A 16,548-nucleotide genomic window follows, 5' to 3' on the forward strand; every position below is an offset into this window, starting at 1 on the left:
GGTTTTGTGTGAATCCGATATCCGGCCTTCCGCGAAGAATGCGCATTGCCGGAACCTGAAGTGATTGTTTTCAGATCAAACAGCTTCCTGGCTTGATAATCCGTACATTAATATGCGAGCTTGACAATGGTAAGGAACCCATTCTGCACGTTGATGTTTTGGGCTCCTCCGGTCAGTGGATTGCTTGTGACATATAAATCAACCACAGCACCGGCATCCAGATGGGCCTCCCAAAACTCGGACAATACCGGCCCCACCAGGTTATTGATCCCGTCATACTTATTCAATACCTGAAAGGGCCATAAATACACGGCCCCAACCGTAACTTGTGGAGGCGCTAGCGTACCGGTCAGGGCTGCACCGGTAAAAATCCGGTAATTTCCACTCTCCTGGATAACGTACTGCTTGGTCGCGGCATTCCACCCTGTCAGTGAACCAGACTGAACATCAAGGGGAATGCGATCTTTTAGTGCATTGAATACATTGTTAAATGTGGTAACCGTATATACCCCCGACTGCCGTCCGACAAAAACGGTCTGATCGAGTTTCAAAGTGCCCGGCGTTTTCCAGCTTGCTCCTCCAACGGCGTCAGAAGTCAGTATTTTGTCTGCGCCCTCCGTTCCGTCCTTAATGGTCAACTGGCCGGTTGTTTTATCGACTTTTACTTTACGGCCGGTCGTTGCAGCTTCCACCTCCAGGTTGCTTGCCGGCTCGATCGTCGTCGGATTCGTTCCGATCTTGACCTGGGCAAAGGAAAACGTAGCACTCAACATCAGCGCCGAAACCAGTATTCTACGTATTCTGGTAAGTAGAATTTTCATAGACGAATTATTTAGATTGAACAATTAGAAAACCTAATCTTACAGCGGCATCACTGACTTACGGAAACAACCAAACGTTCCCTATCCGGAGTACCTCCACCGCATCCCACCAGGGCAGATGCCCCCATACCAAATTGGGCAACCGTTCCGCCATTCACCCAGGGAGCCAGGTAGACTCTCACCTGATAAGGAACAGCCCTTACCGGAAGGTTTTTCAAAACACTTTTATAGTTGAAGCTATTCCCGACACATCCAGTCCCCACTTCCGTATAATAGAACCCATCAATCGATTCAAATACGCCAGGCGTCGTCTTGTCTATGGCTAAAAAGAAATTATAGGCAACCGGTGTCGAGTTGTTGGTCACGTTTGAATAACCGGTAAAGTCGACAACCACGTCGTTCGCACCGTTTCTTATCGCAAAATTCCCTCCCAAGTTCAGGTAAGTCGCGCAAGAAAGCGCGTTGCAATATCCCGCGCTGACAGCGTAAGGCAGCGTGACCACAACGCCCGCAGATTGCTGAAAAGTGGTGATGACAGTCGACTTTGTAACTGTCGCCAGTGCTACCCAACCGGTGCCATCCCAATAATACTCGCCTATCTTCGCCTCCAATGTGGGATAAGCGGTGTTAGTCGACACAATGGACGCATTGGTGTTGTACACGTGCATCCCGGCAGCAGGCGTACCCAGCAACCCCCAGACGGTTGTATTAGTCAAACCGATACGGGGCATCAGCAATCCCTTGTTCGCACTTTCCAATTCCAGCACCGATCCGGGGTTAATCGTGGTAGGATTGTCGCCGATTTTCACCTGGGCAAAGGAGGCAGTCGCGCTCAGCACCACCAAGGACGCAATAAGCAGCCGCCACACCGTCGTGTGTAAAATTTTCATAGGTAATAAATGATTTGGTTTGATTATTTGCTTTCGGCTGTACAGACAGGTACTAGTCACTAAGTTTATACAAAGCCACACTAAACGAATATTGGCCATTTCCCGCCCAGCCAGAGGCTGTTGATAAGCTAAGCCTCACAGTGTCATTGGCATTAAGCCGGAAGATTCCCGAAACGGTACTGGACGTGCCTTCGCCACGGTCGCTCCTTCCGCAGGCCTGGTCAATATTCGTGGCATTGACCATAACCGCATGACAAAAATCAAACACGCCACCAGGCGCTCCTGGCTGTTGTGGCCCCATGACTGTCTGCGTATAGAAGTATATCCCGGATTTATTAATTTTAATATCGCCGCTGCCCGGGGTATAAACAATATCGTTTGTCAATTGGGCGGATAAATTGGTGACTATTAAACTCGAACCGTTGGTAGGCGTTATTACCGCTCCCCTAAGTCTGAGATAGGGCGACACAACGGCCTGGCCAAGTGCCACCCATCCGGTACCATCCCAATAGTATTCACCTACTTTGGCCGAAAGCGTTGGATAGCTGGCGTTGGTCGAAGTGATTCCCGTGTTGGTGTTGTACACATGCATACCTGCAGCGGCCGTCCCCAGAAGCCCCCAGGTGGTGGTATTAGTCAGGGAAATACGGGGCATTAACAATCCTTTGTTGGTACTTTCCAATTCCAGTACCGACCCGGGGTTGATCGTAGTGGGATTATCCCCGACTTTGACCTGGGCAAAGACGGTAGTGGCACCCAGCACCAGCGCTGAGACAACCAGTAACTTGCACATTTTGGCGCATGGAACTTTCATAAGTGATAAATGCTTAGGTTTGATTATTTACTGGCATTAGTTGGCTCCGGTTTGGAGGCAAGCAGCCGGGCCAGTTTGGCTTGCATTTCTTCCAGCTTGTCGTTCAATGTGGCTACTTTGACAAGTTCCTTTTGCAGTAATTCATTTTGGGTTTTCAGCTTCTCGATCTCCGACTGCTGCTCCTGAACGGCTTTGACCAGCAGTGGCGTAAGCTTCCCATAATCTACACTCCACGGATTCTTGCCGGCATCTTTGCCACCTACGGTTACGGCAGCCGGGAACACTTTGTAGAGTTGCTGGGCTAGGAAACCGGTCGTCGGCGCTTTTTTATCGGAGATATAATTGTAATCCTTCACCTCAATTTTCATCAGGTCCTGAATGCCATAATGCGTAGGCTTGATGTTTTCCTTCAAGCGAACATCCGAAGTGGTATTGTAGAGTACGGTGTACCCACTGCCCCGGGTAATAGACCCCGCGGGAGCTGTACTTCCATTGCTCGTCAAAGCAAACCTCACGTAAACATCATTGCTGGTTGCAAACGACTTGCTCAAAAAAAGGGCTGCGGTATTTCCTCCTCGACTCTGAACTGCAACATATGCGTCGCGGGTATTATTGTTAAAATAATTAACCACGCCACCTATCGGATGAGTACCATTGGTTAATCCTACATTGTTGTACCCATTTCGTGTCAGGAGTATTCGTCCGGCCGTGTGGATATCAGACCTGGGATTGTTTACATTGACACCCACGTAGCCCCGTCGCCAGATTGCACTTACTTTGTTACCCTTCGCATCGGCAGCGGTTCTGGCAATGTAAAAAGGAGTGCTGGCACCAGTAGCAGGGGGATTATAATCAACCCAGGCCCCTCCCACACAGCTCCATGTATTTCCTTCCGTTGGGCTGTCTTCCAGCGTATCTACATACATGGTTCCGGTAGTACAACTGCCCGAGGGCGCGCCGGAGCCGTATACGAACACCTGTTCCACTTCGGCACCTACTCTTACCCATTTAGTCCCGTCATTGTAATAAATACCGGGATCCACATCTGCGCCGGTGGCCGTATTGTAAATCTGCATCCCCGCGACATGCGCGGAAAGGGGCAAAGGATTGGTGGTGGCGGTAAGTGCCATTCTCGGAAAGAGGATACCTTTCGTAGCACTTTCTACATCCAGTACCGCATTTCCGTTTATAACCGTTGGATTGTTACCGATTTTGACCTGGGCAAACAGGTTCACAGACGCAAGCAGCATCGTAGCTGCCAGCATCAAGGTGCCGGGTACTTTCCGATCAAATCTTCTTGTGAGTAGTCGTTTTACAATCATTATATATTCTGTTTAAGTTAAGACTTAGTGCGAAATCGCCTTCATAACCCGATTCGTGCGGAAAGAATAGGCCAACACCGGGTTGTCCCGCCAGTCGGTTGTGGCACGTATCGCCCCGGCGGCAGGGCTGCATCCCATCGCGATCATTCGTATAATGGCTGGCGTTATCGATTACTAATAAAACATGACGAAAATCAGTGTTCGATGATCACCATAGCTCTCTTTGAAATGGGTTGGCATTAACTGCACTAGATTTACTTCGACGTCGCAAAACAAAGGTAGGATGGCGGTCCCGGGATTGATACGGCTCAAATGCCAGTGGAAACGGGGAATGAATTCTAGTAAAATATCGAATTTAAGCTATAACAAAATTCACGTCGGAAGCCTTAATATTGTGGCTATATCTCCACAATCAAACGCTTACCCAGCAATGAATCAGCCAATACGAATTCTTTTAATCGACGATCACGAACTTATTCTATGGGCCCTTGCGGCAATTATTAAAGAAAAAATCCCTGATATTGAAATTGATTCGACCCAGACCTTAAGTCAGGGACTTGCTATTTTAGAGCGGTCCAACATTGATCTGATCGTGCTGGATATCGATATTCCCGGCGGTAACAGCCCGAAAATGATCGCAACGCTTCGCAATGTTCGCCCGCAAGTGAAAATACTCATTCATACCGCCATGAAGGAAGACGACTATTCGATCGAATACCTTAGTGCCGGGGCGGATGGTTTCCTTTCCAAAGCGGCCCCTACCGATACCGTAGTCGAAGCCATCCACACGATCATGAACGGGGATAAGTACCTGAGCAACAAAACCCAAAACATGCTGGCGCGCAGTTACCTGAAGAACGTCACGAATCCCGAGAAGAAGAAGGCCCGCATTACAATTACACCCCGTGAGGTTGAAATCATCAAACTGCTGCTGCTAGGAAAATGGACCAAGGAAATTGCGGCGCAACTGGGCATAAAATGGAGCACCGTGAGTACGCACAAACTAAGTATCTTCGAAAAATTCGGTGTGACCAACGTCATTCAGCTTTACAAGAAAATCGAAAAAGAGCGGCCTGAGCTGATCGACACAGAATCGATGAAAAGGGACTTCCTTCAATAAAAAAGCCGCAAAAGTAAAAAATTCAGCACTGAAAAATTACTCCCCGAAATCGGCCACCTACACTTCCGCGGGAAGGCTCGAATTCATTCTAGTATATCCCTTAACCCTACCTCATACCTTTGCAATGACAACCGCATCGCGGTCTATTCATAATCCATTATACGACTAACCGTGTCCCTAATTTCTCCATTTCAAAAAACCATATTCATTTCCACGCTGGTTGTTTTGCTTTCCACTTCATCCCTATCGGCTCAAAATACACTGGAATTTGTTCAGGACGGCTTTAACAACTCCTACCGGGGGCAGATACCCAAGGGGCCTACGTCTGCCCCACAGACGCTGACCTTCTTTTTCAATAAGGACGGCAGTCTGGATCACGGAATCTATTTTCTGCCCATGAAGCATAAGCTGACCGTAACCGTCAGCCTTGAAGACCAGACCTTTGTGGATGTACTGCAGCACCAGACGGGTATTAGTTTTGGCGCCACGTCCGGAGCTTCGCCCAATCAGGTTAAAAGCACTTCCGTGTTCAACACCAATTACCAGTACACCGACACGACAAGGGTTCTCTTTACGTCACACCCTTTGGGGAAGCCAGGCAAAGGGATCAACCTGTCAATGAATCCGGGCCTGCAGGTGTTTCTTTCGGCAAAACCGCTTTATGCCATGAATGCCCCGAAAAGCGATACCAGCCGCTATTACTACGGCCGCGTGCGGCTTGTGTTTGACCGACCGGTAAGCAACCCGGTTATCTCGCTGATTGGCCTGGGAGCGTCCACCAACTTTGCCGGCAAAAGGCTGGGTTTTGCCACTGAACTGGATCTGCTGAACCCGGGATTAAAACTGACCAGGTTATCGGGAAATGATCAAATGAAGCTTGATCCGAATCAAACAAAGATATTACACAGCAAAGGGGCCATTAGCGGTAGCTGTGAGACGGGGGCTGCTTGCGGAAGCCTGCTTGTGAGGGGAGAAAATATCGACAACCTGGTATTTGGTGTTTACCTGCGCGCCGACGGAGGGTCCGGAGCCTGGGGCACACCAAAGGTCACCAATTCGGGAGATATGTGGCACCTTGTCATTTCTTTACCTGAACAGTGAAACGCCTTTTGACAGACATTTTACCACACACACTTTTATGAGCCGGTATCCTTCATCAACAACTAAATTCCTTTCGTGAAATTTCACAAAAGGATTGAAAAAGAAGCGTTTGATAGTTGGACACGAGTAATTCGATTAGTCATTCTGTAATTTCAGAGTGGCTATTTTGTTGTTCGGGCCATGCCGGTCAGGCGGCACGCGAAAATGCTGAATGATTACACCCCCAAACTACGTATATCAACATACGTTCAGCCGCCCATTACGGCTAACGCGACCCGGCAAACGTCGGGCTGGTCAGGCAATAACAGGAAATCCGCCTGGTATAGTTTTCAGACTACACCAGGCGGATTTCCTGGTCGGGCAGTACCCCGGAGATTTTGCTATTTCGCGTTCAGACCGGCCAGTTTAGTTTCGTCTTCCTGGATCTTCTTTTTGAGCGACTCGATGTTCCGTTTCAGTTTTTCCAGGTTGTCGACTGCCTTCCGCGCCCTTTTTGCATCCCGGCTTGCCGTACTTGCAGCCTTGCTGGCGTTTTTGGCAAGCTTCTTGTCCTGTGGATCGGTCCCAAGCTTGTCGGCTGCCAGTTTATTCTGTTCCACCGATTTTTGGGCGTTATCCGCCGTTGATGCTACCTCATCAGTCGCTTTGGGCACCTTGTTTTCAAGTTCGGCCAGCTCAATTTTGTTGTCGTTTAACTTTTTGTTTAGCGCCAATATCTTCTTCTGGTTATTCAACACGGCAAGTGAATCTTTTGAGACAACCTGCGCGGATACCGAAGCACAAGATACCAGGACTACAAACATCCAATAGAGAAATTTTGCTTTCATAGGAAAATTGAAAAAAATGAAAAAATACGCCGCCCGGATCGGCTCTGGCGCGACGCTTCGCTGTGAGTAATATTACAAAAATACACTTCTTTCCAACCTGAAAAAGAGCGGAGCGGTACGCTCGCCCGCTATCAAACTTGTCAAAAAAAGCCAGTGATACCTTTTCCGGTTTCTAAATGGCCGCTAACACAACGGCCACCGGTTTATGCGAGAAATCACCGGCAAACATTAAGATATACAAAATACTAATAATAAATAACTTACAAACAAACACCTCACTACAAATAAAGGTTTTGATCGCGTTAAGGCATAATGCTATTATTCATGGAATACCGCATTCAGGTGCCGGCAACCGGTAGATTTAAATCGATATATCGAAATGATTCTACCGGAAGCAGCGTCAATTCTAGCAGTATTCTTTGCCAATTTGGAGTCGCAAACAGTGCACATAGCCTATCGGCCCTACAAAAAACATCAATACATTCGCGCGACAATTGCGTCGGATTGATTGATGTTCCCGGGCGAGGAGACTGATATCCTCCGTCGTTTATTTATTACAGCTACCCTATTCGTATATCAGAAATTTGTTCCGGCCACATCGTCCATGCCGGGGGGGCGGAAACAGGCGTACTTACCTAATAATCAGATTACAATTACTGCTACCACATGAAAATTCACTTTCTATTGCCGTTTTTTTTCTTTTTTACACAAGTTCGAACAGATAGTTTTGGCCTGACCGGCAACACCATTGAGCACTACACGGCGGACAATGGATTACCGCAAAACAGTGTAAAAGGCATATCGACCGACGCTCAGGGCTTTATCTGGCTGGCTACCGAAGACGGCCTGGTCCGTTTCGACGGGCGCTCCTTTTTTGTTTTCAACTCCTCCAACCTGAATGTAAAAACCAACCGTGTGGCTGAAATACAAACCCATTCCCGCCACGGCACGTTACGCGAAAACCGGTCACCCGGCCATGAGCGCGCGAGGGTGATGTACGCGAAATTCGGGCTTCACGACCGGGTTAGAATTGAAAATGGGCGGGCTACATTTGACTCAACGTACCGTTACGAAAAGGAGACAAAAATCTTTTCAAACACGTTTTTGGTAACAAGGCTACCTGCATTTGGCGAGGCCAACCGCCTGATGGTCACGGACGGAACGGGGGCGGGGAATTTCTATATCTGCGACAAAACTTACGCGGAGTACTATAAGAACTGGAAAAAACAATATAAAATAGAAAATCCGGTATCTGATCAATGGAATTACTTCTCGATAGGGGGAAGATTATATTACTTCCATCAACATAAATCCTTCACCAGTATTTTTGAGAAAAGAACCTCAAAGTTCCCTTTGGCAGGAGATATCCTGCGGAATCCGGCCTACAAAAACGGAAAGTCGGACATGAAACTCTACTGGAACCCCAATTCGGACCAGGCATTTCTCTTCCTTGCAGGCAATCTCTATTTACTTGAACAACAAAAGGACGGGCGTTTGATAACCCTGCTTCTGACGGAAGATTTTGACTTGAAAGACAAAGAAATCGATATTATACATTTTGATAAAATCAGCAGAAAAATATACCTGGGAAGTTTAACATATGGTCTTTATGTGCTGAGTAAACGACAATTTACGGCGCTGACCGTTACAGGAGAAAAGCGTCCAAATGTTTTCTATGCACAGTTGCCCTATCAGCACAACACCGTCCTCACCCCCACAGGTATTATAGTTGGAAAAGACAGCCTGACAAACCGCGTCATTGACAAACGCTTACCCATTCTCGAGAAAATCAATCCATTCATTGACCGGCGTATTATCATCAGGGACAGCGATGGCAAAATATGGGTAAAAAGCGAAAAAAAACTTACTCAATTAAGTCAAAATGGGAAAAAGATAGTCGGCCAATGGAAATTCAAAGATGAAATCAAAGCCATTTGTCAGGGAAAGGACGCCAAAATCTGGGTGGGCGTCATACGCAACGGAGTATATCAGATGGATTCGAAAAATCCGCATTCAGTCCCGCGATTCTTCGGCACTGATTCTCTGAAGGATATCACTTATATCGAATCCCTGACCAAACAACAGCTTTTGGTAGGCACCGCAACCGGCCTGTTTCGACTCGACCTGACGACTCAAAAGCCGAGGCTCGTCCCGGGGACAGAAGGGGTTTATATCAAAAGTATACATGTTGTCAGTCCGCAAAGGGTTTGGATCACAGCACAAACGAAGGGCCTTATGCTCCTGGATGGAAAAAATGGTCTGGTTACATTTCCGCTGGATAAGAACAAATATCTGGCAAGCGCGCATTGTGTGGTCAGCGACGACCGTGGCTACCTTTGGGTCCCTAGCAACAGAGGGCTTTTTCAAATCAGATTAAACGACTTGTTGCAGTACGCAAATCGAATAACAACCGAAAGTCAGGACGTTAAACTGCGAGGACAAACCAAACCGCTCCCCGAATTATTTTATATGTATCACACCATGGAAGAGGGGTTCAACACCAACGAGTTCAATGGAAATTGTCAGCCGTGTGGTATGAAACTGCCCAATGGGTATATATCCCTGCCCTCGTTGAACGGCCTGGTATGGTTCAGGTCCGAGCAGATCAGTCGTTACATACCCGACGGGAACCTCACTTTGGACAGAATAGAGATTAACCGACAGCCGGCCAAAGTCTCCGGCGATACGATCCGTTTCCCTCTGAATCCTGAAAATATTAAAATTTACTTCTCAACGGCCTACTTCGGAAATGATTACAATCTTAATTTATCCTACACGCTTGTAAAGCAGGACTCATACACCAGGCAATGGGACTGGTTACCTATCGACAACCGGGATTTTATCGTCCGCTATTCCAGTCTCAGTGCCGGAAATTATACGTTGATAGTCAGGAAACAAAATGGCTTTGGGATTGATAACTTCGATTATAAAAAAGTCTACATCATTGTTCCTTACAAATGGTATGAAAGAAGCTGGGCGATAGGTCTTTTCCTGTTATCTATCACCATGCTCCTCGTCGTTGGGATTTATTTTTACAATGTGTATAGATTAAAAGCCATCAAACGGAAAAATGCGGAACTGGAAGCAACAATCCTGTCGCGCACCAAATCATTGGAGACCGCTGTATCGGAATTGAGGCAGTCTAAAAATCAACTTAACCACCAGGTACACATTATGTCGAGGCTGGTCGCTTCGATAACCCACGATGTGCAATCCCCGTTAAAGTATATCACATTTGCCTCCGGCCATATTTCAAAAATGGCTAAACGCCACGAATTCGATCAGATTTCAGAAGTTGGAACAATGATATCTGATTTGTCGCAACGCACAGGCAATATGCTCCGCGACTTGCTGGACTATATCAAAATTCAGGTTTATGGAAAAACCGTGATTCCTGAGGAAATATACCTCCGTGCTTTGATAGACAGTAAACTGGAAATATTCGACAGTCCGGGAGCACTTAAACGTGTTCAATTTTTAAATGAAGTTCCCGACAGGGTCCGGATTACCGTTGACTATAACCTGTTGTCTATCGTGATCCATAACCTGCTTGATAATGCCGTTAAATATTCCGAGCAGGGGCAAATCAGAATTCATGTTGCTGATAACCCTGATAAAACCGAGTTGGTTATTTCCAACCATGGAAATCCTCTTGCGCAGGGCATACTGGACCTGATTAATTCTGCTTTCGATGTAAATGAACTCGACCATCATTTCTATAACGGAAGAACAACAGGGCTCGGCCTGATCATAGTCAAAGAAGTGACACGGTTAATTGGCATTGAAATCAAGGCTACCCAAACGGACGTTACCAGTTTTCACCTGTTCCTTAATCCATAGTGGAGTCTTAACTTTATAAAAATGAGCAAATTAACATGTCAATCAACCAGCAGCATTTTTCAGAACGACATGATGGGGCCTCGGTGCTGTTTCACACCACTTATCCACTTCTAAGCACCTCAAATGTCATTGCTACTAATTTATTAGTAATAAATCTAACCCCTTAGCTTGACTACTAATTTTTTAGTAGTAAGTTTACAACAACATCGTACCAGTAGCCCTAAATATGGAACCGCGTTCACTTACCCGGGCCGAAGCAGAAATCATGAAAATTCTCTGGCAACTCGGCAAAGCATTTATCAAAGACATCCTGGCGCAAATGAATGACCCGAAACCGGCGTACACAACCGTTGCCACCTTTGTGCGCATTTTGGAAAAGAAAGGGATTGTCGCGCACACAGCTTACGGGAACACACACGAGTATTACCCGCTGATCAGTGAGCAAGAGTACCGAAAATATGAAGTCCAGCAACTTGTAGAAAACTACTTTGACAACTCCGTAACCAATTTGGTCTCCTTCTTCATGAAAGAGGACAATTTGAAAAAGAGTGACCTGGACGATTTGGCTGCATTTATCGAAAAGAATAAAAGCAAACGGTAAACATCCCCAAAATGGAAGCACTTCCCTATTTGCTGAAAGTCAACATCTGCTGGGTGGCATTTTACGGGTGCTACTGGCTACTGTTCCGGAAACATACCTTTTTTATGCTTAACCGAGCATATTTAATTTTTTCACTACTGATCAGCTTTGTAATTCCGGCCGTTGAATTACAGCAAACCGTAACGGTCGTCGAAAATATGCCGGCTGTCCTGAGTGCGACCGGTCCGGCTACGGCCACGGAGGTAACGGCAACGACAAATACCGCCGGAAATCTGTTGCTCGCTTGCTATTTCGCCGGTGTATTGGCGATGGCAATTGCGCTGGTCAATGCGATCCGGAATGTATGCCGAATCGTGCAAAGTGGAATTTCCGTTCCCATGCAGGGCTATCATCTCGTCATCAGCCATTGCACGAACGCCCGCAGCGGATCATTCTCGTTTCTGAAATGGATGATCATCTCAAATGATGACTACGAGGAAAATTTTGAACCCATTTTCGCACATGAAATGGTTCACATCAGGCAATGGCACACACTGGATATCCTGCTGGTGGAAGTGATAAAGGCCGCTTTCTGGTTCAATCCGGCGCTATGGCTTTACAAGCGTGCGTTGCAGGATACCCATGAATACCTGGCCGACGAGCAGGCGTCCGACAAGGATTACTACGCGACATTTTTACTTACTTACGCAAAAAGCGCGATCGCGACTTCCGTTACAAACCAGTTCTTTAATTCTTCGTTGCTGAAAAAACGGATTCATATGCTATACCGCAACCGGACATCGTCGTGGCTCAGGGGCAAGTATCTTCTGCTATTGCCGATTCTGGTGCTGGCAGTGGCATTGATGGCCGCCAGAAAATATGTATATCAGGAAGGACATAATCAAGCTAAAAAAGCCCGAACATACGATTTACTAACTGTTAAAGGTTGGGTAACCGACGAGTCCGGCGAACCGGTGGCCAATGCCGCGGTAATTTTTTCAGGCAGCTATGTAAGTACCGTAACTACCGCCGACGGTCACTTCGAGGCGATTAACATCCCACGCGGTTCAACGATGACAGTGGAGCACATCAATTTTGTAAGACACACCATAAAAATTCGCAAATCAAACGACGAATGCCGTATCAGATTGCAAAGTAACACCAGGGCCCTTTTGACAAAACAAGATCAACGGAAAGCAAAACAAATGCGCATAACCAACCAGCGAGCTCGCTTGCTGCTAGACCGCTGGCCTGGTCTCCCCGATAAAAACAAGTTCATCGCCAACACGCTAAAATACCCCAGGCAGGCATTCCTTGATGGTGTCGAAGGCCAGGTATTGATTTCATTCCTGGTCGATACTGAGGGGAACATCAGCGATCCCAAGATCGAAAAGGGCGTAAGAAAGGATCTTGATAGTGAAGCTATGCGGGTAGTTCGGCTGATGCCGAGATGGCGACCTGCCGAAAAAGACTTTAAACCCGTGGCTGTCCGCTATACAATGAATATCGCTTTCAGCATTGCCGTAGATCGGTTGCCGCTTGCAGTAAAAGAGACAACGCCAGGCTTCTGGGGAAACAGGTCCATTTATTCCCCCGCAAAAACAGGTCCGATTGGTAATAGGGATTTAAAGGAGCTTTTTGATACCGCGACGGTCGACCTTCGGGACAGCACACCGCCAACTACCATGCTGTATGGATACGGATATGGATATACACATCGTCGGTACGCAGAAAAGCCTGTGGACATGAAAATTAACCTTCCAAAAAAGTAATACGTCTACGCCGGCCTTTTTATCAGCAGCGCCAAGAGCCGGTCGGGCATTTTGCCGTCGCCAGCCAGCGAAGCACTTTATGTCAAACAAAAAAGTCGTTCCAATGGGAGAGCCTTGCAAAACGGTCGTTGGGTTTCAAGCATGTATTGGGCCACATTGCCGGATCCGGAAATAACTACCCGCTTGCCTCCAGAAGTATCCATTCAAAAGTAAAATCTATACAAATCGTAGTTTTCATTCTATTCTTTGGTACGTTAACATGGTAGTATTGCAGCGTATCCATACATCTCACAAACCAACCAACACAACCGATGATGACCGATCCACTTTTTTCAAGAAGGAGCTGGCTGAAAACAAGTTCCGCATTCACCGCCGCGGGGCTGACAGGCCTTTATACGCCAGAAGCGAGTGGCGCACCACTAAAAACGCCGGCGTTGTCGGCCGAAGAGATAGCCTCAATCGAAAGCGCGATTGGTAAAAAGGGCACTTACAACGAAGCCCAGGCCGTCCATACGATCGCTCTGCCAAGAAACGACCTGAAAATCGCGATCAAATCGGAGGGCGTCCCCATTTCCTTTGGCTTCGGCGGCTGGGTGTCTATTAAAAAGACGGTGGATGGCAAGTCGGCCGTACTCATGAGCGATACGGTGCTGCTTCAAGAGGAAGTCAATCCATTGATATCGGCAGCCCAGGCGGCTGGCCTGGAAGTTGGGGCGATCCACAACCACTTCTTTTACGAGGAGCCGCGAATCTTTTACATGCATTTTCACGGAATGGGAAGCCCGGCAGAGCTTGCTAAAAAGTTTTCGCTGGCTATCAGGGATGCCAAAATAGCCCCGGCTAACCAACCACCTCAAACTGCTTCTAATTCACAAACCGCAAAAGAGCTGTTTGATATAAGTGCCCTGGACGCGATCGTCAAATATACGGGTGTAGTGAACGGACCGACTTACAAGTATACTGTGGGCCGTCAGGATTTAACCGTCCTGTCGATGGGGGCCGAGATGACCGCGGCTATCGGGCTAAATTCCTGGGCAAGTTTTGCCGGGACAAAAGCCAATGCCCACATTGCCGGCGATATTGCTATGCTGGGTCATGAGGTGAATAGTGTGATCAAAGTGTTGCGTGCCCACAATCTGGAAGTGGTAGCGGTGCATAATCATATGCTTGACGAAGAGCCACGGATGATCTTTCTGCATTATTATGGAAAAGGTGCGGCGGAAGAGCTCGCGAAAGGCTTCCGTTCGGCGCTCGACGTGCTTGGCAAAACGCCTCAAGGATCACATCCAAGCCACTAAATGTGAAATGAATACCCCGCAAACGACCTGAAATAGGCCGGATTGCCCTGCTCCCACGGTGAACCACCAAATACTTGTCCAAAATATTCTTGGATCAATAGTATTATTTCGGAATACTATGTAACTTTTGTTCGCCTTCCGCACCTGGCCTATTCGGGCCAGGTGCGTCATCATCAATCAAATCTTTTTAGTATGTCAAAGAATTCTACGTTCTTGTGGGTCTCCCTGATCGTCTGGATGGCAGGATCCACCTGGTGGCATGTATGCAAGATCAAGCAGTTGTGCGATGCGCCGCTGGTTGCCAGCGGCTCGCCGTCGGCAGAAGCAATTGAAGCAGTGCCTTTGAGCATTGTGGACGGGACCAGCCTTTCGCTGACGTCCTCCGGGAACTTTGGATTTGCGAAATCGGGCGCGTCGGCCAATCTGACGGCCGTGAAAACGGAGCTGGATTCGCTCGCAGCCTATCTGAGGGCCAATCCGAAGAAAAAGCTGATCATTACCGGGTATTACCATTCTACGGAGGTGAACGACTCGAAATGGCCGGACCTGGGCATTGCCCGTGCGGAGGGGATCAAACAGTATTACGTCGACCTGGGTTTGCCCGCCGCGGGAATCCAGACTAAAAGCGAAATCCAGGACGCTATTCGCTTCAGTCCCGATTCACTCTCGGGTGGAATCGGTTTCGCATTTGAAACACCCGCAGCTACCAAGGAAGATGCGCTGGCCGAGGCCCAAAAATACCAGGGACTTTTCAAGCCGCTTGACCTTTATTTCAACACCGGCAGCACCGATTACATACAGACTGCCGATAACCGGAAATTTGTCGAGGAGGCCATCAAGTACCTGGCGGCCAACAAAGACAAAAAGCTCCTGCTGACAGGGCATACCGACAATACCGGTAATCAGGCGGGCAACCTGGAACTATCGAAAAAACGTGCGGGCGAAGTAAAAAAACAGCTTGTTTCGGCGGGATTACCCGAAAACCAGCTGATGACTTCCGCCAAGGGCCAGACGGCCCCCAAGGAGGCTAATACCACTCCGGAGGGAAGGGCTGCCAACCGCCGTGTGGAGATCGTCGTGCAATAAAACAGAAAATGGTTTCACCTACTAACTGATAAAAGTATGTTCGAGTTAAACCCGCTTGATTTGGCCAATGCCTGGTGGCAGCATCTGCTGATGCTGGTAATTCCGGGCGTGATCGGCTACATATTAGGCTATCGCAAAGGTGATAGTGCTATTTCTGATTTACAGGTTCGGCTTTCCCGGCTGGATGCGGAAGTAGAGAAGTGCCATCAAAGCTTCACATTACTTTCTGTACCCAAGCCAGTTGCGGTAGAACCCGATGATCTTAAGATCGTCGAGGGCATTGGTCCGGCGATCGAGAAGCTTTTAAATGAGGCAGGCATCCGCACCTTCGCTCAGTTAAGCAGCACTTCCGCCGACAGCATCCGGGAAATCCTTGACAAAGGCGGCCCGCGCTTTCAGGTACATGACCCGGAAACCTGGCCCAAGCAGGCAAGTCTCGCGGCTTCCGGCAACTGGACGGAATTGAAGCGGTGGCAGAATGAACTCGACGGCGGCCGGGCATAAGCAAGGGCGCGAATAGGTGTAAAATGACACGCTTTTTCTCAAAAACAAGATACTCGCAATATGGTACTATTAGAAATTACCCCATTGAGTAAACCTGTGGCAATTTCAGAGATATTGATCCTGATGATTGCTACAACCCTCATCGGATGGCTGATCGCCCGGTGGATTACCAACAGCAAGATTCAAGGCCTGCGCGAACAGATCCTCGCCCGTGAAAAGGAACTCGATGATTGCAATAGCAAAAGCAGGAACATCGGGAATACCAACGTCGTCAACCTGGCCAGCGCCCAGCGCGATAACCTAAAAGTGATCGAGGGCGTTGGACCGAAAATAGAAGAGCTGCTGAACGAGGCCGGGATTTTCACCTTCGGCCAGCTTGCGCAGTCCGACCCCGCCAGGGTCACCGAAATACTTCGCGGGGCCGGTACCCGTTTCCAGGTCCACGACCCCACCAGCTGGCCACAGCAATCGGCCCTCGCACGCGACGGGAAATGGGACGAGCTCAAAGAACTCCAGGAAAGGCTCGACGGGGGCAGGACGGTTTAAAATTGCATAACGGAAAAATTCGACGCA

Annotated in this window: 14 protein-coding genes; 9 read left to right on the top strand and 5 right to left on the bottom strand. The window is 48.1% G+C overall.

Features of this window, described 5'->3' with window-relative positions; translation table 11 throughout:
• Positions 1–107: 107 nt before the first annotated feature.
• The 4 genes from J7619_RS01605 to J7619_RS01620 are packed head-to-tail and all read right to left on the bottom strand — an operon-like array spanning position 108 to position 3,847.
• A complete protein-coding gene (locus tag J7619_RS01605) occupies positions 108–821 on the bottom strand; it encodes a hypothetical protein (protein ID WP_291193244.1) in 714 nt (237 codons plus the stop codon).
• 50 nt (positions 822–871) lie between these two features.
• Positions 872–1,711 carry a hypothetical protein gene (locus J7619_RS01610; RefSeq protein WP_291193246.1) on the bottom strand — a complete coding sequence of 280 codons (840 nt, stop codon included), beginning with the start codon at positions 1,709–1,711 and terminating at the stop codon, positions 872–874.
• Between the two features lie 52 nt (positions 1,712–1,763).
• A complete protein-coding gene (locus J7619_RS01615) occupies positions 1,764–2,525 on the bottom strand; it encodes a hypothetical protein (RefSeq protein ID WP_291193248.1) in 762 nt (253 codons plus the stop codon).
• Positions 2,526–2,548: 23 nt separating this feature from the next.
• Complete coding sequence (locus J7619_RS01620) at positions 2,549–3,847, bottom strand: tail fiber domain-containing protein (protein ID WP_291193250.1); 1,299 nt, start codon at positions 3,845–3,847, stop codon at positions 2,549–2,551.
• Between the two features lie 430 nt (positions 3,848–4,277).
• Here J7619_RS01620 and J7619_RS01625 point away from each other — a divergent pair, with 430 nt between their 5' ends.
• Positions 4,278–4,967: a response regulator transcription factor gene (locus tag J7619_RS01625; RefSeq protein WP_291193252.1), complete on the top strand. Its 690-nt coding sequence runs from the start codon at positions 4,278–4,280 to the stop codon at positions 4,965–4,967.
• Between the two features lie 171 nt (positions 4,968–5,138).
• Positions 5,139–6,068 (top strand): hypothetical protein, encoded by a 930-nt coding sequence (locus tag J7619_RS01630; RefSeq protein WP_291193254.1) that lies wholly within the window; start codon positions 5,139–5,141, stop codon positions 6,066–6,068.
• 380 nt (positions 6,069–6,448) lie between these two features.
• On the opposite strand, the gene J7619_RS01635 is transcribed toward J7619_RS01630, so the two are convergent.
• Positions 6,449–6,895, bottom strand: coding sequence for a hypothetical protein (locus J7619_RS01635; protein WP_291193256.1), 447 nt, complete (start codon positions 6,893–6,895; stop codon positions 6,449–6,451).
• A gap of 666 nt (positions 6,896–7,561) precedes the next feature.
• Here J7619_RS01635 and J7619_RS01640 point away from each other — a divergent pair.
• The 7 genes from J7619_RS01640 (at position 7,562) to J7619_RS01670 (ending at position 16,521) form a co-directional block, all read left to right on the top strand.
• Positions 7,562–10,735, top strand: coding sequence for an ATP-binding protein (locus tag J7619_RS01640; protein ID WP_291193258.1), 3,174 nt, complete (start codon positions 7,562–7,564; stop codon positions 10,733–10,735).
• Positions 10,736–10,961: 226 nt separating this feature from the next.
• Positions 10,962–11,336, top strand: coding sequence for a BlaI/MecI/CopY family transcriptional regulator (locus J7619_RS01645; RefSeq protein ID WP_291193260.1), 375 nt, complete (start codon positions 10,962–10,964; stop codon positions 11,334–11,336).
• Between the two features lie 11 nt (positions 11,337–11,347).
• Positions 11,348–13,087, top strand: a complete 1,740-nt coding sequence (locus J7619_RS01650) for a TonB family protein (RefSeq protein ID WP_291193262.1) — start codon at positions 11,348–11,350, stop codon at positions 13,085–13,087.
• Between the two features lie 311 nt (positions 13,088–13,398).
• Positions 13,399–14,385, top strand: coding sequence for a DUF1259 domain-containing protein (locus J7619_RS01655; RefSeq protein WP_291193264.1), 987 nt, complete (start codon positions 13,399–13,401; stop codon positions 14,383–14,385).
• Positions 14,386–14,577: 192 nt separating this feature from the next.
• Positions 14,578–15,471: an OmpA family protein gene (locus J7619_RS01660; protein WP_291193266.1), complete on the top strand. Its 894-nt coding sequence runs from the start codon at positions 14,578–14,580 to the stop codon at positions 15,469–15,471.
• Between the two features lie 36 nt (positions 15,472–15,507).
• Entirely contained in the window at positions 15,508–15,975 is a 468-nt protein-coding gene (locus J7619_RS01665) for a hypothetical protein (RefSeq protein ID WP_291193268.1), read from the top strand.
• 60 nt (positions 15,976–16,035) lie between these two features.
• Positions 16,036–16,521 (top strand): hypothetical protein, encoded by a 486-nt coding sequence (locus J7619_RS01670; protein ID WP_291193270.1) that lies wholly within the window; start codon positions 16,036–16,038, stop codon positions 16,519–16,521.
• Positions 16,522–16,548: the final 27 nt, after the last annotated feature.

The sequence above is a fragment of the Dyadobacter sp. genome (assembly GCF_017744695.1).
Lineage (GTDB): Bacteria > Bacteroidota > Bacteroidia > Cytophagales > Spirosomataceae > Dyadobacter.